Here is a 19,111-nt window from a genome sequence, read left to right as displayed (position 1 = left end):
GGGCGCGGCCGTGTGTGAGACTCGGCCCATGACGACTCGCGACCTTGCCGACCTCAGCGGGCCGGCGCTCGCCGCCACCCTCACCCCCGACTCGATCGTGCTGCTGCCCGTCGGGTCCATCGAGCATCATGGCCCGCACCTGCCCCTTGCCACGGACCTCATCGCGGCGGACCAGATGTCCGCGCGTCTCGCCTCCGCGGCCGTGGACGCCGGCCTCGACGTGTGGCGCCTGCCCCCCATCGCTTATGCCAAGTCCGACGAGCACGCCTGGGCACCCGGGACCTTCTGGATCGGCGCCGACGAGCTCCTCGCGACGCTGCGCAGCATCGGCCGCTCCCTCGCCTCCACTCCCGCGCGCACGCTGGTGTTCTACAACGGCCACGGCGGCAACACCCCTGTGCTTGCCACCGCGCTGCGCGAGCTGCGGCGCCTGTACGGGCTCCGCACCTTCGCGATGTCGGTCGCCATCCCCTCGGGCGACGGCGTGGACGGCCCCGACGAACGCGGGCTCGGCATCCACGGAGGCTGGGGCGAGGCGTCGCTCCTCATGCACCTGCGCCCCGAGCTCGTCGACGCCGCCCAGTTCGCTCGCGCCATCCCGCCGACGCTGGCCGACCACCGTCATCTCGGCTTCGCGGGCGCGAGCGTCGAGTTCGGCTGGCTCAGCGACGACTTCGGGTTCGATGGCGTGCTCGGCGATCCCACCGGTGCGAGCGCCGGGGCGGGCGAACGCATCGCCTCGGGCCTCATCGCCGACGGCGTCGAGGCCCTGCAGGAGATCGCGACCTTCGACCCCGCGGCCTGAGTCCTCGCTACTGGCCGACGCCGAGCGCTGTCGCGAGTTCGAGGAATCCGGCGCCCGCTGGCGACAGCGCGCGCGAGCCGTCCCATACGGCGGTGAAGTGTCGGGTGAGCGGGGGGCCGTCGACGGGGACGCGGACCAGCGCGCCCGAGGCGAGGTCGTCCCGCACGGCGAGTTCCGACACCGCCGCTGCCCCCGTGCCGGCCATGACGACGGCGCGGATCGCGGCCGTGGTCGACAGCTCCGCCGCCGGTGGCGCGAGCGTGAGGCCTGACGCGGCGAGTGCGCGCTCCAGGGTGACGCGCGTGCCTGAGCCCTCTTCTCGCAAGATCAGCGCGGTGCGTGCCACCTCGTCGGCGCCCACGCGGGTGCGCCGCGACCAGGGGTGCCCTGGCGCGACCACGACGACCACCTCGTCCGCGCCGATCGCGCGACTCGCGAGGCGGCGGGGGACGTCAGGCGACTCGATGAAGCCCAGCTCCGCCTCGCCCGCCCGGATCCGATCCACCACGGAGGCGGAGTTCACGGCGGCGAGCTCAAGGCGTGCCTGGACACCCCGCGCCCTGCCGGCGACCAGCCAGCGTGGCATCAGGTGTTCCGCAATGGTCATGGACGCGGCGACACTCAATTGCGCGTCGCGGTCCTCGCGCAGCGCGGCGGCGGCCGCCGTCAGCGCCTCGACCTGGTCGATCACTCCTCGCGCCCAGTCGGCGATGAGCCGACCGTGAGAGGTGAGGGTCGATCCCCTGGCGCTGCGCTCAAGGAGGTTAAGGCCGAGCCGTCGTTCGAGGGTCCGCATGCGCTGGGACACCGCCTGCTGGGTGACGCCCAGGTCCTCGGCGGCGGCCGTGAGGGAGCCCTGGCGTTGAACGGCGAGCAGCATGCGCAACTCCTCCAGCGACGGCTCGGTCATCCCACCTCCCACAACAATCCCTTGTGGATACCTGTGGAGGTCACCCTACCGGCGCGCGGAGCGAGGCTGGAGCATGGACCCCATGGCACCCCCGTCCTCGACCCCGCAATGGTTCACGCCCGTCATGGGCACGGCCATCGTGGCGACCGCGGTCGAGGCATTGCCCATCTCCTCCCCGGTGCTCGACTCCGTCGCCGTCGGCGCCTGGGCCCTCGCCGTGGTGCTGCTCGGGGCGGCGGTGACGCACGCTGTCCGCGCGTACCGACGCGACCGCTCGCTCCTGCAGCGTGAGGTCGCCGACTCCGCGGTCGCGCCGTTCTTCGGCGCTCCACCGATGGCACTCCTCGCCGTGGGCGGGGCGACCCTCGCCCTGGCGCCCGTCCTGGGCGGGACGTGGCCCGTCGTCGCGGACGTCGCGCTCTGGACAGTCGGCACGGCCGCAGGCCTCACCGTGGCGGTCGCCGTGCCGGCCAGGCAATTCACGACGCACCGCGTGGGTACCGATGCCGCCTCGCCGACGTGGCTGCTCCCGGTCGTCGCGCCGATGGTCTCGGCCGCCACCGGCGCCGCACTGGCCGACCGCCTCGACTCCCCCGCCCTCGCGCAGGCGGTGGCGCTCGCCTGCCTCGCGATGGCCGGTGCCGCCGGCATCGCCGCCGCCCTCACCATCGCCGCGGTGTGGTGGAGGCTCGCTCACCACCAGCACGCCGACGCATCGACTGTCCCCGCGCTGTGGGTCGTCCTGGGCCCACTCGGGCAGTCGGTGACCGTGCTCGCCATGCTCGCGCTGCACGCGGGCGACGCGCTGCCGTGGGTCCGCCAGGCGCTCGCCCCCGCCGCCATCCTCATCGGGATACCCGTGCTCGGCTTCGCGGTCCTGTGGCTCGCCGTGGCCATAGCGGTGGCCGTGCGCGTCGCGGGGCGACGCCTGCCGTACGCGATGTCGTGGTGGTCGTTCACGTTCCCCGTGGGCACCTGCGCGACGGGCGCCGCCGGCCTCGCGACCCTGACGGGCTCGGGGGCGCTCCTCGCGCTGGCCGTGGCATTCCTGGCGGCGCTGCTGGGCGGGTGGGCAGTGAGCGCGTGGGGCACAGTGAGGGAGCTGACGCGCCGGCGCGCCGCGTGGGGAGGCGAGACGCTCGCCGCCGCGGACGCCGATCGCACGGTGGCGGCGACCTACGCCATCTGAGCGCGACGACCGCTGGGGGCGGATCCATTTTCATGACACCGGCGCTGGTGCCATGGAAGTGGATCCCCTCTCAGCGGCGCGTCACGCGATGGCGGCGTTGAGGCGCGCGACCCACCCCGGCCCCTGGTACACGAATCCCGTGTAGGTCTGCAGCAGGGTGGCACCCGCCCGCAGCAGCGCGCGGGCATCGGCCTCGGACTCGATGCCACCGACGCCGATGATGACCAGGCCCTCACCCGCCCGCTCGCGCAGGCGCGTCACGACCTCCACCGCGCGAACGCGCACGGGCGGACCCGAGACGCCGCCCGGGCCGCGATCGTGCGCAATGGTCGTGTTCGTGGCGATGATGCCGTCGAGTCCCAGCTCGAGCGCGAGGTCCGCGACGGCGTCGACGTCCTCGTCTGCCAGGTCCGGGGCGATCTTGACGAGCAGCGGCACGCGCCGCTCCGTCACCGCGGCATCGGCCGCCTCCCGGACCGCGACGAGGATGGGACGCAGCGACTCGGTCGACTGCAGGTCGCGCAGGCCCGGCGTGTTCGGCGACGACACGTTCACCACCAGATACGAGGCGAAGGGCGCGAGCCTTGTCGCCGAGTAGGCGTAGTCGGCCGCCGCATCCTCGGGGGCCGTCACCTTGGTCTTGCCGATGTTCACGCCCAGCACCACGCGGGAGCCCCGCTTGCTCGCGCGGAGGCGGCGCAGGCGCTCGGCCACGGCATCGGCCCCGTCGTTGTTGAAGCCCATGCGGTTGCGCAGCGCTCTCAGGTCCTTCTCTCGCCACGAGCGCGGCTTCTCGTTGCCCGGCTGGCCCTGCGCGGTCACGGTGCCCACCTCGACGAAGGCGAAGCCCGAGTCCGCGAGGCCCACCACTGCCTCGGCGTTCTTGTCCATACCGGCGGCGAGGCCCACGCGACCGGGGAAGGTCAGGCCGAGCGCCTCGACCCGCGTCGTGACCTTGGGCAGCATGCCGACCGCGCGCCCCGCACGGAACGCCCACGCCCCGTACTTGAATCCCAGGACGCCGATGCGGTGCGAGCGCTCGGCGTCGACGTGGGAGAGGACATGGTCGTAAAGGGCCCGATACACGCGACCACGGTAGCGCGGCGTAGGCTCGAGGCATGACCTCCATGAATGCCACGAGCACTTCTGTGTCCACTCTCGCCGCCGACGCCCTCATCCTGGGCTTCGACGGCGATGTCATCTCCCACGAGCTCCTCGACGAGTCCGTGCGCGCCGCGGTGGCCGAGTCCGCGGCGACGCTCGAGGCGTCCGCCAAGGTCGGCTCGACCGTCGTCCTGCCCGGCACGGGCGTCGAGGCCAAGCGCATCGTCGTCGTCGGCATCGGCGGCGGCTCCGAGGGCGAGCTGCGCGAGGCCGCCGGCGCTGCCGCTCGCGCGATCGGCACCCGTCCCGCCACCGTCGTGGTCGCGCTGCCCGCCGCCGACGACGCCGCCGCCTCAGCGATCGCCGAGGGTGCCGTGCTGGGCGCCTACTCCTTCAACGCGTACAAGTCCGACGACGAGGTCGCCGGCTACCACGGCCCCGACTGGCTGATCGCTGGCGCCTCCGAGGCCGCCATCACCCGTGCCCGCATCCTCGCCGGCGCCGTCGCCGGCGCGCGCGACCTGGTCAACACCCCGCCGCTGGACATGTTCCCCGGCGCCGTGGCCGAGATCGCGCAGTCCTACGGCGAGGCCCACGGCGTCGAGGTCGAGGTCTGGGAGCCCCAGCGCCTCGCCGACGAGGGCTTCGGCGGCCTGCTGGCCGTCGGCATGGGCTCCTCGCGCCTGCCTCGCCTGGTCAAGGTCGAGTGGGCCCCCGAGGGCGCCTCGCAGCACGTCGCGATTATCGGTAAGGGCATCACGTTCGACACCGGCGGCATCTCGCTGAAGCCGTCGAAGTCGATGGAGACGATGAAGTCCGACATGTCGGGCTCGGCCGCGGTGCTCCACACCGTGCTCGCCGCTGCCAAGGCGGAGCTTCCCGTCAAGGTCACCGGCTGGCTGTGCATGGCGGAGAACATGCCGTCCGGCACCGCCCAGCGTCCCTCCGATGTCATCCGCATCTACGGCGGCAAGACCGTCGAGGTGCTGAACACCGACGCCGAGGGCCGCCTCGTCATGGCCGACGGCCTCGCCCGCGCCATCGAGGACAACCCCGACGTGGTGCTCGACATCGCGACCCTCACGGGCGCCCAGGGCGTCGCGCTCGGCACCCGCACCGCCGGCGTCATGGGCGACGACGACATCCGCACCGAGGTGGTCGACGCCGCCGGCGGCGCGAACGAGCCCTTCTGGCCCATGCCCCTGCCCGACCACCTGCGCGACGGCATCAAGTCGAAGGTCGCGGACCTGCAGAACATGGGTGACCCGAATGGCGGCGGCATGCTGACGGCCGGCGTGTTCCTGCAGGAGTTCGTCGGCGACACCCCGTGGGCCCACCTCGACATCGCGCGCCCCGCGTTCAACGAGGGCGCACCGTGGGGCTACACCCCCGCCGGCGCCACCGGCTTCGGTGTGCGCACCCTGTTCCGCTTCCTGGAGCAGCGCGCGGGAGCCTGACCCCTCTGACGCACGAGCGCCCGGCCACCGCTTGGTGGCCGGGCGCTCGTGCGTGTGGCGGCCGCGGCATCGGCCGCACCTCTCCACTCGCCTGCGGGCTACTCTCCTGCCGCAAATGCGGCCATTTGCGGCCTCACACTCGCGTTCGTGACGCAAATGAGGCCATTTGCGCGCCACAGGGTGGGGCCGATGCGGGGGCCGGCTAGCGCTGCTTGCGCTGCTTCTCGTTCCACTCGCGCATGCGGGAGGGGTAGCCGGACAGGTTGACGTCGAACGCGGGCACGCCCAGCTGGGACGCGACCTTGCGCGCGGTGTCCTGGTCCGGCACGCGGCGCCGCGTCCATTCGCCCGACTCGGCGACGACCACCATCGTCGTCTGCGTCACGCGCGTAGGCGGCTCGATGAACGCCTCACAGCCCGGCCGGCTGCGGACGAATTCCTTGAGGTGCGCGATGGTCTCCTCGCGCGCCTGACTGGACGACGTGCCACCGGCTTTGGCGGTCTTCTTGGACCCGAACATGCGCGAGAACATCCCCATGTGCCCAGGTTAGTCACGCGTGGCGGTTCGCGGGAACGTGCTGGAGTGGCAAGATGGGAGGGACCGACACCCACAAGGAGTACACATAGTGACCGAGTCCACCCCACGCTCGTACGACCTACTCATTCTTGGCGGCGGCTCCGGTGGCTACGCCGCTGCGTTGCGCGCCGCGCAGCTCGGCCTGACCGTGGGACTCGTCGAAGAGTCCAAGCTCGGCGGCACCTGCCTGCACAACGGATGCATCCCGACCAAGGCCCTCCTGCACGCCGCGGAGCTCGCGGACAACGCGCGTGAGGGCGCGAAGTACGGTGTGAACACCACGCTCGAGTCGATCGACATGAACGTCGTCAACCAGTACAAGCAGGGCGTCATCGACCGCCTGTACAAGGGACTTCAGGGCCTCATCAAGTCGCGCAAGGTCACCGTCATCGAGGGCCACGGCACGCTCGTGGGCCCCGACGCGATCGAGGTGCGCGGCGAGCGTTACACCGCGAAGTCGATCGTCCTGGCCACCGGCTCCTACTCGCGCACCCTCCCCGGTCTCGAGATCGGCGGCCGCGTGATGACGTCCGACCAGGCGCTCGAGCTCGACGTGGTGCCCGCCTCGGCGATCATCCTCGGCGGAGGCGTGATCGGCGTCGAGTTTGCCTCCGTGTGGAACTCCTTCGGCTCGAACGTCACCATCGTCGAGGGCCTGCCGCACCTCGTTCCCAACGAGGAGGAGGCCATCTCCAAGGGCCTCGAGCGTGCATTCCGCAAGCGCAAGATCGACTTCAAGCTCGGCGTGTTCTTCGAGAAGGTCGAGCAGACCGACCAGGGCGTCAAGGTCACCCTCGCCGATGGCACCGTCCTCGAGGCCGAGATCCTGCTGGTCGCCGTGGGCCGTGGCCCCCGCACCACCGGCCTCGGTTACGAGGAGCAGGGCATCCGTGTTGACCGCGGCTTCGTGCTCACCGACGAGAAGCTCCACACCGGTGTGGGCAACATCTACGCGGTCGGCGACATCGTTCCCGGTCTCCAGCTCGCCCACCGCGGCTTCGGCCAGGGAATCTTCGTCGCCGAGACGATTGCCGGCCTCAGCCCGCAGCCCATCGTCGAGTCGAACATCCCCCGCGTCACCTACTGCGACCCCGAGGTCGCGTCGGTGGGCCTCACCGAGGCCAAGGCCAAGGAGACGCACGGCGAGGACGCCGTCGAGACCGTCGAGTACAACCTGGGCGGCAACGGCAAGAGCCAGATCCTCGGTACGCAGGGCTTCGTGAAGCTCGTGCGCGTCAAGGAGGGCCCCGTGGTCGGCGTCCACATGCTGGGCGCCCGCGTCGGCGAGCTCATCGGCGAGGCGCAGCTCATCGTGAGCTGGGACGCTCACCCCGAGGATGTCGCTCCCCTGATCCACGCCCACCCCAGCCAGACCGAGGCCGTGGGCGAGGCGTTCCTCGCCCTCGCCGGCAAGCCGCTCCACGCGCACGACTGATTCAACGGAGAAGATCACTCATATGAGCAACGACGTCACTCTTCCCGCCCTTGGCGAGTCCGTCACCGAGGGCACCGTCACCCGCTGGCTGAAGTCCATCGGCGACACCGTCGAGGTGGACGAGCCCCTCCTCGAGGTCTCGACCGACAAGGTCGACACCGAGATCCCGTCGCCCGTCGCCGGCACCCTCCTCGAGATCCTCGTGAACGAGGACGAGGAGGCTGAGGTGGGCGCCGTCCTGGCCCGCATCGGCGAGGCAGGCGAGTCCGGCGGCGACGCCGCACCCGCTGCCGACTCGGCCCCCGCGCAGGAGTCCGCTCCCGCGGAGCCCTCCCCCGCCCAGGCCGAGCCCGCCGCCACCCCGGCCGCCGAGGCCTCCGCCCCCGCCCAGCAGGAGCAGGCCGCTCCCGCCGCCGCCTCTGCCCCCGCCGCCTCTGGGTCGGCCGGTGGCCAGGACGTGACGCTTCCCGCCCTTGGCGAGTCCGTCACCGAGGGCACCGTCACCCGCTGGCTCAAGTCGGTGGGTGAAGAGGTCGAGGTCGACGAGCCCCTCCTCGAGGTCTCGACCGACAAGGTCGACACCGAGATCCCGTCGCCCGTCGCCGGCACCCTCCTCGAGATCCTCGTGAACGAGGACGAGGAGGCCGAGGTGGGCGCCGTCCTGGCCCGCATCGGAGACGGATCCGCCGCCCCGGCCGCTGAGTCGGCCCCGGCTCAGGAGTCCGCTCCCGCCGCGACGCCCGCGGCTCCCGCCCAGGCGTCTGCGCCCGCCCAGGCATCGGCACCGGCCATCCAGCCGGCCGCCGCCTCCGCGCCCGCCCCCACTCCTGCACCCGCGAGCGTTCCCGCTCCGCAGCCGGAGACTGAGGCACCCGCCGCGGCATCGGCCGCCCCCGCGCAGCAGTCGGCACCCGCCGGCGACGCCCCCACGGGCGGCTCGGGCTACGTCACGCCCATCGTGCGCAAGCTCGCCAAGGAGCGTGGCATCGACCTGGCGACGGTGTCCGGCACCGGCGTCGGTGGCCGCATCCGCAAGGAGGACGTGCTCGCCGCTGCCGAGGCCAAGCCCGCCGCTGCCCCTGCCGCAGCATCGGCCGCTCCCGCTGCCGCCGCCCCGGCGTCGTCGGCGAACGAGGTCGAGGTCTCCGAGCTGCGTGGCCAGACGGTCAAGATGACCCGCATCCGCAAGATCACGTCGGACAAGATGATGGAGTCGCTGCACGGCATGGCGCAGCTCACCTCCGTCGTCGAGGTCGACTGCACCAAGATCTGGGCCCTGCGCGCCAAGAACAAGGCAGCGTTCTCCGAGAAGCACGGCGTGAACCTCACGTTCCTGCCCTTCTTCACCCGCGCTGTCGCGATCGCGCTGCAGGAGCACGCGTTCCTCAACGCCTCCGTCGACGGCGACTCGATCGTCTACCACCCGAGCGTCAACCTGTCGCTCGCCGTGGACACCGAGAAGGGCCTCATGCTGCCGACGCTGCGTGACGCTGACTCGAAGACCATCGTGGAGCACGCCCAGGGCATCGTCGACCTCGCCGGCAAGGCCCGCAACGGCGGCCTCAAGTCCGACGAGATCTCGGGCGGCACGTTCTCGGTGACCAACACCGGCTCGGGCGGCACGCTGTTCGACACCCCGATCGTCCCGAGCCCGCAGGTCGGCATCCTCGCCACCTGCGCGATCGTGAAGAAGCCCGTCGTGGTCAAGGGCCCCGACGGCGAGGACGTCATCTCGGTGCGCCCGATGTGCTACCTGCCGCTCAGCTACGACCACCGCATCGTCGATGGTGCCGACGCCGCCCGCTTCCTGCAGACGGTCAAGCGCATCATCGAGGCGGGCGAGTTCGAGTCCGAGCTGGGTCTGTAACGACCCATGCGCGTCGTCATCGCTGGCTCGTCCGGCCTCATCGGCACTGCCCTGCAGCAGTCGTTGAGGTCGGACGGCCACGATGTCGTCTCGCTGGTCCGTCGCGAGGCGCGCGGACCGCATGAATCCGCCTGGGACCCCCAGGCGGGCACCGTCGACACGCAGCTCCTGGGCACGGCCGATGCCGTGGTCAACCTGGCGGGCGCGTCGATCGGAGCGAAGCGCCTCACCGATTCCTACGCCGACGTGGTGCTGCAGTCCCGCCTTGACTCCACCTCGACGCTGGTCCATGGCCTCGTCGACGCCGGCTTCTCCGGCGTGCTGCTCCAGGGCTCGGCGATGGGCTACTACGGGGCCCGCGGCGAGGAGCGCCTGTCCGAGCGCTCGGGCCCGGGAGACACCCTTCTCGCCTCGATCGTCACCCAGTGGGAGGCGGCCGCCTCCCCCGCGGTCGAGGCCGGCATCCGCACCGTCTTTTGCCGCACCGGGCTGGTGCTCGCCGGCCACGGCGGCTTCGCGGAGCGGCTCATGCCCCTCGTGAAGCGCGGCCTGCTGCGCACGCTGGGTTCGGGCGAGGCCTGGCACTCCTGGATCACGCTGACGGATCAGATCCGCGCCCAGCGTTTCCTCCTCGACTCGGACCACGCGGGCCCGGCCAACATCATCGCGCCCATCCCCGTGCGCGACCGCGAGCTCATCCGGGTGATGTCCGACGCCGCTGGACGCTCCCCCGGCCTGCCGGTCCCCGCCTTCGCGCTGCGCGCCGCCATCGGGCCGGCCGTCGAGGACCTGCTGTCGAGCCAACTCGCGAGCCCCGGCGTGCTCACGCGGCTCGGCTTCGAGTGGCGACACCCGGAGATCACCGCCGCCGCCCACGCGGTCATGGCCGACGCCTGAGGCGTCAGCTCGCTTCCGTCGCCACGGCGGCCGCCACCCTCCATCCGTCGCTCGTGGCGGTCAGCGTCAGGTCCACTGCCTGACGCGTGGCCGGTACCACCGTGCCCTCCCCCTGCGACACGACGGTGTGCTCCGACACCACGTACGTGACCGCGACGCGTGCGGAGTCCTCGTCCTCGGACAGCACCGCGACGTCCTGAACCTCCACCCCTAGGCCCTCGTACGAAGTGCCCGACGCGAGCTCCTCGGCCGCGGTGCTCGCGTCCTTGGCGACAGTGCCGTCGCCGGTGACCGTGGCGAGCAGCGCGTCGGGGTCGCCAGCGGCGAGGGCCCCGATGCGGGCCTCGGTAAGGTCACGCGCCGCGGTGGCGGGGTCGCCGGTGCCGTCCTCCCCCTCGGCACTGTCGAGCAGCCCCGGCACGCTGAGCGCGCCCCACGCGACGGTCAGCGTCGCCGCCGCGACCGCGACCGCACGCAGTCCCCAGCGCCATGCCCTCCACGCCCGCCCGGAGGCCAACCGCTCGGTGCGATCCATCGCTCGCTGGCGCACCGACGAGACGATGTCGGGTGGCGAGGGTGCCACGCTGCGCTCGGGAGCGCACAGCGCGAGGACCGCGTCGACCGCGGCAGCGGACGGGCGTGCCGCCGGGTCCGCGGCCACCAGCGGGACGGTCCAGGCGCGCACCGTGTCCTCGTCGGCGTCGTTCACTGCCCACCGCAGGAGCCGGCCGAGTGCGAACACGTCGGCGGCCTCCCCGTGCTCGCCCGCGACGGTCTCCGGCGCGCGGAAGCCGGGCGTGCCGCGCTCGTCGGCCCGCGCGGCTCCCAGGGTGTCGACGAGGGTGACGCCGTCGCGCCTGACAAGGACGTTCGCGGGCGCCACGTCGCCGTGGACCAGCCCCGCCGCGTGCATCGCTGCTAACGCGGCGGCGATGCGTCGCCCCAACCACACGCACTCCCCCGCGCTGAGCGGGGCGCGGTGGACGGCGAGCTGAGCCAGGTCGACCCCGTCGACGACGGGCACGCGGGCGGTCACCAGCCCGTGTGCGTCGCAGTCGATCTCGGCCGGCGCGAGCACGTCGTCACGCGCTAGCCGGGCGAGGCGTTCCCCTCGTGCACGTGCCCGCGCTTCGAGTCCCTCCCCGGCGCCGAGCACGCGGCCCAGGAGGGCTGGGGCGCTCGTCGCGGTGGTCATGCGTCAAGCGTGCCGCGCGGAGAGCCCGCGCGGCCGCTATCCACAAGCCGGGATCAGTCGGAGATGCGTCCCTGCCACGGCCACCAGGAGCGCCTGCCCACGTCCGCCACGAGTCCGGGCACCAGCAGCGAGCGCACCACGAAGGTGTCGATGAGGACGCCGAGTCCGACGATCACCGCGATCTGCGCCAGGAAGATCAGCGGGATCACCCCGAGCGCGGCAAACGTCGCCGCCAGCACGATTCCCGCGGACGTGATGACGCCGCCCGTGACGGCAAGCGCCCGCCTGATGCCCGCGCGGTTGCCGTGTGCCAGCGACTCCTCGCGGGCCCTGGACATGAGGAAGATCGAGTAGTCGACGCCGAGCGCGACGAGGAACACGAAGCCCAGCAGCGGCACCGAGGGGTCCGATCCGGGGAACCCGAACACGTGGTTGAACAGCAGCGCCGACAGGCCGATGGTGGCGCCGTAGGACACGATGTTCGCCCCGACGATGAGCAGGGGCGCCACGACGGCGCGCAGCAGCAGGACGAGCACCACGAAGATCACCGCGAGGATCGTGGGCAGGATCACGAGGGTGTCGCGCTGGGTGGTGAGGCGTGTGTCGAGCTGCTCGGCGGCGGTGCCGCCGACGAGGACGTCATCACCGAGCGGGTGAACGGCGTCGCGCACGTCGACCACGATGTCCGCGGCCTCGTTGGAGCTCGACGACACCTGGGTGATGGCGACCACCTCGACTTCGCCGTTCACGACGATCGGGTCCTCGGGTCCCGCCACGCCGGCGGGCGCGCCCTGGGCAACGGACTCGGTCAGCGGGTAGGCGTCCTCGATGCCGTCGACGGCGAGCACGGCGTCCACCGCCGCCTGCGCTTGGTCCTCCGGCACGATGATCCGAATGGGCGAGGTGGCGCCGGCGTCGAAGTGGTCCTCCAGCACCGCGGTGCCGAGTACCGAGTCGGTGTCGCGGGTGAAGACCTCCTGCTCTCCCAGGCCCGATGCCTTGAAGGTCGGCACGAAGGCGGCGAGGACCAGCAGGCCACCGGCGGCCGCCAGCCACGTGCGGCGCGGGTGCGCGTCGACGCCCCGCGCCACGCGTGCCCAGATCCCGGTGCCCTGCGACGGGTCGGCGACAGCGGCATCGGCCGCCTCCTCGCGGTACCGCGGCATCGCGGGCCAGAACACTCCGCGGGCGTGCTTGCCGCCGAGGAGAAGCAGGGCGGGAAGCAGCGTGAGCGCGGCGAGCAGGGCCGCGACGATGCCGAGGGCGCCGGCCGGGCCGAGGGCGGCGTTGGACTTGAGGTCGCTGAGCAGCAGCACCAGCAGTCCCAGGATGACCGTCACCGCCGAGGCGGCGATCGGCTCCACGGACCGGCGCCACGCGTGTGCCATGGCGGCGTACGGCGACGGCGTGCGCAGGAGCTCCTCGCGATAGCGCGCGACCAGTAGCAGCGCGTAGTCGGTCGTGGCGCCGACGACCAGGATGAACATGATCCCCTGCGACTGACCGTTGAGCGTGATGATGTCCGCGTCGGCCATCGCGTACACGGCGAGGATCGCGCCGGTGAGGGCGATCATCGCGGTCGACAGCACCAGCAGCGGCAGCACGGGGCTGCGGTAAACGACGAGAAGGATGACGAGCACCACGGCCAGCGCCACCACGAGGAGGACGCCGTCGATCCCGGCGAAGGCCTCGAGCAGGTCGGCAAGGATGCCGAGGCCGCCGGTGAGGTGCCCCTCCAGCTGCGTGGCCTGCTCGGCCCACACGTCGCGGATGGTCTCGGCGACCACCTCGCCCATGGTGCCCTCGCCCACGCTCTCCTCCGCGACATCGGCGTCGATCGAGAACGCGACGAGCGCTGCTTCGCCGTCCTCGCTCGGCACCACCTGCGGCGCCTGCTGGTCGGCCGCGGGTGACAGCACCTCGCCCACGGTGCGTCCGTCGGCGTCACCCGGGATCTCCGTCGCGACCACGTCGTCGACGAAGGCCTGCACCGCCGCGAGATCGTCCTCGCCGCTCACGCCGTCGACGACAAAGATGCCTGGCAGGCTCGTGACGGGCGAGAACTCGCGGTGGGCGTCGGCCGCCTCCGTGGACTCGGCAGAGGAAGGTAGGAAGGCTGCGGAGTCGTTCTCCTGGACGTCGGACAGCTTGCCGAACGTCTGCCCTCCGGCGCCTCCGATGGCGAGCCAGACGACGATGACGACAAGGATGGCGAGTGGGCGCCACCAGGCGCGCGCAGACGTGGACATGTCCCTCCCAACGACGAAGGTGCCAGGCTATTCCCGTCGTAGCCGAACCGTGATCGGCCGTGGGGAGGAGTTCCCCTCTCGCTGGCCCCGCGTTAGCCTGGACCATCTATGGAGATTCTTCCCCTCGGCCTTGGCGAGCGGCTGGTGCCGTACGACGAGGCCTGGCAGGTCCAGCGCGACCTGCACGCCGCGCGCGCCGCCGATGAACGCGACGACGCTCTCGTGCTGGTCGAGCACGAGGACGTGTACACCGCGGGCCGGCGCACGGCGTCGTGGGATCGACCCACGGACGGCACCCCCGTCGTCGACGTCGACCGCGGCGGCAGGATCACCTGGCACGGCCCCGGCCAGTTGGTGGGCTACCCCATCGTGAAGCTCACCGAGCCCATCGACGTCGTGCGCTACGTGCGCCACCTCGAGCAGTCCGTCATCGACCTGTGCGAGGACTACGGCCTCGAGGCTGTCCGCGTCGAGGGCCGCTCGGGGGTGTGGCTCCCCGCCACGGCCGACCGCCTCGAGCGCAAGGTGTGCGCCGTCGGCGTGCGCGTCGCGCGCGGCGTGACCATGCACGGGTTCGCGCTCAACTGCAATCCCTCGCTCGACCGCTTCGACCGCATCGTGCCCTGCGGCATCTCCGACGCCGACGTCACCTCGCTGTCCCTCGAGCTGGGACGCGACGTCACCATCGCCGAGGTGCTGCCCCGTGCCCTGCGGTTCCTCGAACGTTCCCTCACCCCCGTACGCTTAGAGGCGCAGGCGGACACCCCCGCCGGAGCCCTCGCCGTCCCCGACCCCCACAAGGAGCTCGCGTGACCATCGCCCCCGAAGGCCGCCGGATGCTGCGCATCGAGGCCCGCAATGCCGAGGTTCCCATCGAGCGCAAGCCCGAGTGGATCCGCACCAAGGCCACCATGGGTCCCGAGTACTCCGAGCTCAAGTCGCTCGTGAAGGGCGGCGGCCTGCACACGGTGTGCGAGGAGGCCGGCTGCCCCAACATCTTCGAGTGCTGGGAGGACCGCGAGGCGACGTTCCTCATCGGGGGCGCCCAGTGCACGCGCCGCTGCGACTTCTGCCAGATCGACACCGGCAAGCCCACGGCGCTCGACCGCATGGAGCCCCTCAAGGTCGCCAAGTCCGTCCAGCAGATGGGCCTCAAGTACTCGACGGTCACCGGCGTCGCGCGTGACGACCTCGACGACGGCGGCGCGTGGCTCTACGCGGAGACCGTGCGCCAGATCCACGAGCTCAACCCCGGCACTGGCGTCGAGCTGCTGATCCCGGACTTCAACGCCGACCCCGACCAGCTCGCGGAGGTCTTCTCCTCGCGCCCCGAGGTGCTTGCCCACAACGTCGAGACGGTGCCGCGCATCTTCAAGCGCATCCGCCCCGCGTTCCGCTACGAGCGCTCCCTTGAGGTCATCAGCCGGGCCCAGGCCGACGGCTTCGTGACCAAGTCCAACCTCATCCTCGGCATGGGCGAGACGATGGAGGAGGTGCTTCAGGCGCTGCAGGATCTGCACGATGCCGGCACCGACCTCATCACCATCACGCAGTACCTGCGCCCCAGCCCCCGCCACCACCCAGTCGAGCGTTGGGTCAAGCCCGAGGAGTTCGTCGACCTGTCCGAGGCCGCCGAGGAGATCGGCTTCCTCGGCGTCATGTCGGGCCCGCTCGTCCGCTCCAGTTACCGCGCCGGCCGGCTGTGGGGACAGGCCATGACCAGCAAGGGCCGCCCCATCCCCGAGGCGCTCGCGCACCTGGGTGAGCCGATGGAGGCACGCCAGGAGGCATCGGCCCTGCTCACCTGGGCCGCGCCCTCGCGTCCTTCCTGCTGACGGCGAACGTCGCTCCCGGCGCGTCCGGGACGCGACTAGACTGTGCCGCATCATGGCGAAAGAACCCGAGAAGCGCCCGCGGTGGTACAAGCTCGTCGCGCAGGCCTATACGTCCACGGCACCCTATGACAAGTGGCTGCTGCCGCTCCTGATCGGCATCCCGCTGATCATTATCGGCGCCGGCGTCGCGATCGGTCTCGCGTCGGGCTCCACCTGGATCCTGGTCTACGCGATCATCTTCTCGATCCTCGTCGCGGTGCTCGCGGGCATGTACACGCTGACGCGCCGCTTCGAGCGCAACGCGTACATCCGCATGGAGGGCCAGCGCGGCGCCTCGATCTCGATCGCCCAGTCGATCCGCTCGGGATGGCAGTTCAATGAGGAGCCGGTGTCGGTCGACCCGCGCGGCAAGGGCATCGTCTTCCAGGGCGTCGGCAAGGGCGGCATCGTCCTCATCGCCGAGGGCGGCAACGGGGCACGCAAGCAGGTCGAGGCGACCACGCGTCGCCTCACGAAGCTGGTTCCCGGCGTCCCCGTGCACGCGATCTACGAGGGCACCGGCGAGGGCCAGGTCCCGCTGAAGAGCCTCGTCAAGGCCATCAAGGGCCACAAGAAGGCGCTCACCAAGGCGCAGCGTGCGCAGGTCTCGGCCCGCCTCAACGCCATCGGCGGCGCCAAGCTGCCCATGCCCAAGGGCGTCGACCCCATGCGCGCGCGCCCCGACCGCAAGGCCATGCGCGGTCGCTGACCTCATCGCCGTTCCGAACGCCGCTCTCCCCCGTGGGAGGGCGGCGTTCGTCGTTTCCCAGCGCCGATGCGGTGGGTGGCCCTAGGACAGGGTGAGGCCGATGCGACCGGCGGCCGTGGCATCGGCCGTCACGTGGGTGAGGTCGGCAACTCGCGGCAGTGCGTCGAGGGTCTCCGAGCGCCCCTGGCCCACGACGACCACGCGGCAGCCGGCCGCGAGTCCCGCCTTGGCGCCAGCGTCGGTGTCCTCGAAGACGACGCAGTCGGCGGGGTCGAGGCCGAGCGCCGCGGCACCCGCGCGGTATCCCTCGGGGTCGGGCTTGCCGTGCGTCACGTCGTCGGCGCCGATCAAGACGGCGGGGACGCGGATGCCGACCGCGCCGATGCGCTCGCGCGCGGGCTCGCGGATGGCCGACGTCACGACCGCCCAGCGGTCCTCGGGCAGTGACCGCACCAGGGCGCCGGCGCCGGGGATCTCCGTGACCACGTCGAACATGGTGGCCTCGAGGTGGTGGATCCTGTCGATCCAGTGGGCGATCTGCTGGTCATCGCGGAGGTAGGTTGCGACGGTCGCTCGCGACGGGCGGCCGTGGGCGTAGGCCCGCACCTCGGTGCTGTCCAGGCCGTGCGCATCGGAGAACTCGTTCCAGATCACGTCGACGGGGGCATTCGAATCGACGAGGGTGCCATCCATGTCGAAGAGCACCCCTGCGACCTCAAGCCGTTGCGGCGCGCTCACGGCCGGGCCGCCCTCACGTCGACGACGCGTGTCCCCATGGCGCGGTCGTGAAGGCCGCGACCGTCGGGTCCCCAGACGACGGCGGGGATGACGAGGCCTAGCAGGACTGTGCGCCCCAGGCCCTTGAGCGGGCCCACGTACGGCGCGCCGTCTTCGCGCACCACTCGCAGCCCCGCGACACGGTGGCCGATGGTGGTGCCCAGCAGCGAGACCAGCACCAGATGCTGCGCCGCCCAGATGATGAGGGTTGCCGTGGGGTCCCCGGCGAGGAGCACGCGCTCCACCCCCGTCGCGTCCTCGAGCGCGGGGGCGACGAAGAAGGCCGACGAGATCAGGAGGCACAGCACCCAGTCGATGCCGATGCCGAGGAGACGGCGGCCGACGAGTGCGCCGCTGGGCGCCTGGGCGGTGGGGGTGTCACTCACCGGTCCATCGTAAAGCGCTGGGTATAGGGTCGAGGGCGACGCCGATGTCAGCGCCCCGTCTGAGGGGGTGCGCCCGGTGGACCCAGGAAACGCGTTTGTAACATTTGGCGAACCTGGGGGAAACCGCCTGACCCTAGGCTGGCCTCGCCAGCGACAGGCACGACCCAATCAAGGAGCACACGGATGTTCAAGACTGCCGAAGAGGCAATCGCTTATGTGAAGGACGAGGCGGTCGAGTACATCGACATCCGCTTCTGCGACCTTCCGGGCGCGATGCAGCACGTCAACGTTCCCGCCGCCCAGTTCGAGACCGTCCTGGAGGACGGCGCGGCATTCGACGGTTCGTCGATTCGCGGCTTCCAGGCCATCAACGAGTCCGACATGAAGCTCATCGCCGACCTTCAGACCGCGTACCTCGACCCCTTCCGCAAGGCCAAGACGCTGGTCATCAACTTCTCCGTGGTGGACCCCTTCACCGACGAGCCCTACTCCCGTGACCCGCGCAACGTCGCGATGAAGGCGCAGGAGTACCTGAAGTCGACCGGCATCGGCGACACCGCGTTCTTCGCCCCCGAGGCCGAGTTCTTCATCTTCGACTCCGTGCGCTTCGACACGAACCAGCACGAGGGTTACTACCACATCGACTCCTCCGAGGGCTGGTGGAACACCGGCGTCGAGAAGGAGGCCGACGGCTCGCCGAACCTTGGCTACAAGACCCGCATCAAGGGGGGCTACTTCCCCGTCTCCCCCGGCGACCAGATGGCCGACCTGCGCGACGAGATGTGCACCGTCCTCGGCGAGGTGGGCCTCGAGCTCGAGCGCGCGCACCACGAGGTGGGCACCGCCGGCCAGCAGGAGGTCAACTACCGCTTCAACACGCTGCTGCACGCCGCCGACGACCTGATGAAGTTCAAGTACGTCGTCAAGAACGTCGCGTGGAAGAACGGCAAGACCGCCACCTTCATGCCGAAGCCCCTGTTCGGCGACAACGGCTCGGGCATGCACGTGCACCAGTCGGTGTGGAAGAACGGCGAGCCGCTGTTCTACGACGAGGCCGGCTACGGCGGCCTGTCGGACATCGCCCGCTGGTACATCGGCGGCATCCTGAAGCACGCTCCGTCGCTGCTCGCGTTCACCAACCCCACGGTGAACTCCTACCACCGCCTGGTTCCCGGCTACGAGGCGCCCGTCAACCTGGTGTACTCGGCCCGTAACCGTTCGGCCGCCGTCCGTATCCCGGTCACCGGCTCGAACCCCAAGGCCAAGCGCATCGAGTTCCGCGCCCCCGACTCGTCGGGTAACCCCTACCTCGCGTTCGCCGCGCTGCTGATGGCGGGCCTGGACGGCATCAAGAACAAGATCGAGCCGCCGGCCCCCATCGACAAGGACCTGTACGAGCTTCCCCCCGAGGAGCACGCCTCGATCCCCCAGGTTCCGGACTCGCTGTCCAAGGTGCTCGACGAGCTCGAGGCCGACCACGCCTACCTCACGGAGGGTGGCGTGTTCACCGAGGACCTCATCGCCGAGTGGATCGACTACAAGCGCACCGCGGAGATCGACCCGCTGCGCTTCCGTCCCCACCCGCACGAGTTTGAGCTGTACTACGACTGCTAAGTCGCTCTCGTAGCCACGAAGCCCCCGGCGTCCGCGAGGATGCCGGGGGCTTCGTGTTTTCCATGC

The 19,111-nt window shown here is 71.2% G+C and carries 17 protein-coding genes; 10 read left to right on the top strand and 7 right to left on the bottom strand.

Translation table 11 applies throughout. The annotated features are described in order from the left end of the window. Positions 1-28: 28 nt before the first annotated feature. Positions 29-805, top strand: coding sequence for a creatininase family protein (locus tag B7K26_RS06620; protein WP_084078132.1), 777 nt, complete (start codon positions 29-31; stop codon positions 803-805). 7 nt (positions 806-812) lie between these two features. Here B7K26_RS06620 and B7K26_RS06615 read toward each other — a convergent pair whose 3' ends face one another. Further along, positions 813-1,715, bottom strand: coding sequence for a LysR family transcriptional regulator (locus B7K26_RS06615; protein ID WP_084078131.1), 903 nt, complete (start codon positions 1,713-1,715; stop codon positions 813-815). Between the two features lie 82 nt (positions 1,716-1,797). Between B7K26_RS06615 and B7K26_RS06610 the strand changes: the two genes are divergently transcribed. Continuing rightward, positions 1,798-2,904 (top strand): C4-dicarboxylate ABC transporter, encoded by a 1,107-nt coding sequence (locus B7K26_RS06610; RefSeq protein WP_159449633.1) that lies wholly within the window; start codon positions 1,798-1,800, stop codon positions 2,902-2,904. Positions 2,905-2,985: 81 nt separating this feature from the next. On the opposite strand, the gene B7K26_RS06605 is transcribed toward B7K26_RS06610, so the two are convergent. Next, entirely contained in the window at positions 2,986-3,990 is a 1,005-nt protein-coding gene (locus B7K26_RS06605) for a quinone-dependent dihydroorotate dehydrogenase (protein WP_084078129.1), read from the bottom strand. Between the two features lie 32 nt (positions 3,991-4,022). Between B7K26_RS06605 and B7K26_RS06600 the strand changes: the two genes are divergently transcribed. Then, positions 4,023-5,465 (top strand): leucyl aminopeptidase, encoded by a 1,443-nt coding sequence (locus B7K26_RS06600; protein WP_084078128.1) that lies wholly within the window; start codon positions 4,023-4,025, stop codon positions 5,463-5,465. Between the two features lie 202 nt (positions 5,466-5,667). Here B7K26_RS06600 and B7K26_RS06595 read toward each other — a convergent pair whose 3' ends face one another. Continuing rightward, positions 5,668-6,003, bottom strand: coding sequence for an oxidoreductase (locus B7K26_RS06595; protein ID WP_084078127.1), 336 nt, complete (start codon positions 6,001-6,003; stop codon positions 5,668-5,670). 88 nt (positions 6,004-6,091) lie between these two features. Between B7K26_RS06595 and lpdA the strand changes: the two genes are divergently transcribed. From lpdA to B7K26_RS06580, 3 genes are read left to right on the top strand one after another with little or no spacing between them, the layout of a single operon-like run. Continuing rightward, positions 6,092-7,477, top strand: coding sequence for a dihydrolipoyl dehydrogenase (gene lpdA / locus B7K26_RS06590; RefSeq protein ID WP_084078126.1), 1,386 nt, complete (start codon positions 6,092-6,094; stop codon positions 7,475-7,477). Between the two features lie 22 nt (positions 7,478-7,499). After that, positions 7,500-9,344 (top strand): 2-oxoglutarate dehydrogenase, E2 component, dihydrolipoamide succinyltransferase, encoded by a 1,845-nt coding sequence (gene sucB, locus B7K26_RS06585; protein WP_084078125.1) that lies wholly within the window; start codon positions 7,500-7,502, stop codon positions 9,342-9,344. Positions 9,345-9,350: 6 nt separating this feature from the next. Continuing rightward, positions 9,351-10,241, top strand: a complete 891-nt coding sequence (locus B7K26_RS06580) for a TIGR01777 family oxidoreductase (RefSeq protein WP_084078124.1) — start codon at positions 9,351-9,353, stop codon at positions 10,239-10,241. Between the two features lie 4 nt (positions 10,242-10,245). On the opposite strand, the gene B7K26_RS06575 is transcribed toward B7K26_RS06580, so the two are convergent. Beyond that, entirely contained in the window at positions 10,246-11,436 is a 1,191-nt protein-coding gene (locus B7K26_RS06575) for an RIO1 family regulatory kinase/ATPase (protein ID WP_084078123.1), read from the bottom strand. Between the two features lie 53 nt (positions 11,437-11,489). Next, complete coding sequence (locus tag B7K26_RS06570) at positions 11,490-13,685, bottom strand: MMPL family transporter (protein ID WP_084078122.1); 2,196 nt, start codon at positions 13,683-13,685, stop codon at positions 11,490-11,492. A gap of 108 nt (positions 13,686-13,793) precedes the next feature. Here B7K26_RS06570 and lipB point away from each other — a divergent pair, with 108 nt between their 5' ends. From lipB to B7K26_RS06555, 3 genes are read left to right on the top strand one after another with little or no spacing between them, the layout of a single operon-like run. Next, positions 13,794-14,498, top strand: coding sequence for a lipoyl(octanoyl) transferase LipB (gene lipB, locus B7K26_RS06565; protein ID WP_084078121.1), 705 nt, complete (start codon positions 13,794-13,796; stop codon positions 14,496-14,498). Next, positions 14,495-15,520, top strand: coding sequence for a lipoyl synthase (gene lipA, locus B7K26_RS06560; RefSeq protein WP_084078120.1), 1,026 nt, complete (start codon positions 14,495-14,497; stop codon positions 15,518-15,520). Before lipB ends, lipA begins: the two co-directional genes overlap by 4 nt. 52 nt (positions 15,521-15,572) lie before the next feature. Further along, a complete protein-coding gene (locus B7K26_RS06555) occupies positions 15,573-16,268 on the top strand; it encodes a DUF4191 family protein (RefSeq protein WP_084078119.1) in 696 nt (231 codons plus the stop codon). 81 nt (positions 16,269-16,349) lie between these two features. Here the strand turns inward: B7K26_RS06555 and B7K26_RS06550 are convergent, their stop codons facing one another. After that, a complete protein-coding gene (locus B7K26_RS06550) occupies positions 16,350-17,006 on the bottom strand; it encodes an HAD-IA family hydrolase (protein ID WP_143340549.1) in 657 nt (218 codons plus the stop codon). Continuing rightward, positions 17,003-17,431 carry an RDD family protein gene (locus tag B7K26_RS06545; RefSeq protein WP_159449632.1) on the bottom strand — a complete coding sequence of 143 codons (429 nt, stop codon included), beginning with the start codon at positions 17,429-17,431 and terminating at the stop codon, positions 17,003-17,005. Before B7K26_RS06545 ends, B7K26_RS06550 begins: the two co-directional genes overlap by 4 nt. A 183-nt stretch (positions 17,432-17,614) precedes the next feature. Between B7K26_RS06545 and glnA the strand changes: the two genes are divergently transcribed. After that, the gene (gene glnA, locus B7K26_RS06540; RefSeq protein WP_084078116.1) at positions 17,615-19,045 is read left to right on the top strand and encodes a type I glutamate--ammonia ligase; all 1,431 of its coding nucleotides are present in this window, start codon (positions 17,615-17,617) and stop codon (positions 19,043-19,045) included. Positions 19,046-19,111 lie beyond the last annotated feature (66 nt).

The sequence above is a fragment of the Demequina sp. NBRC 110057 genome, assembly GCF_002090175.1.
Classification (GTDB): Bacteria; Actinomycetota; Actinomycetes; order Actinomycetales; family Demequinaceae; genus Demequina.
The sequence above is the reverse complement of the archived record's forward strand: the minus strand, read 5'-3'. Positions and strand labels throughout refer to the sequence as shown.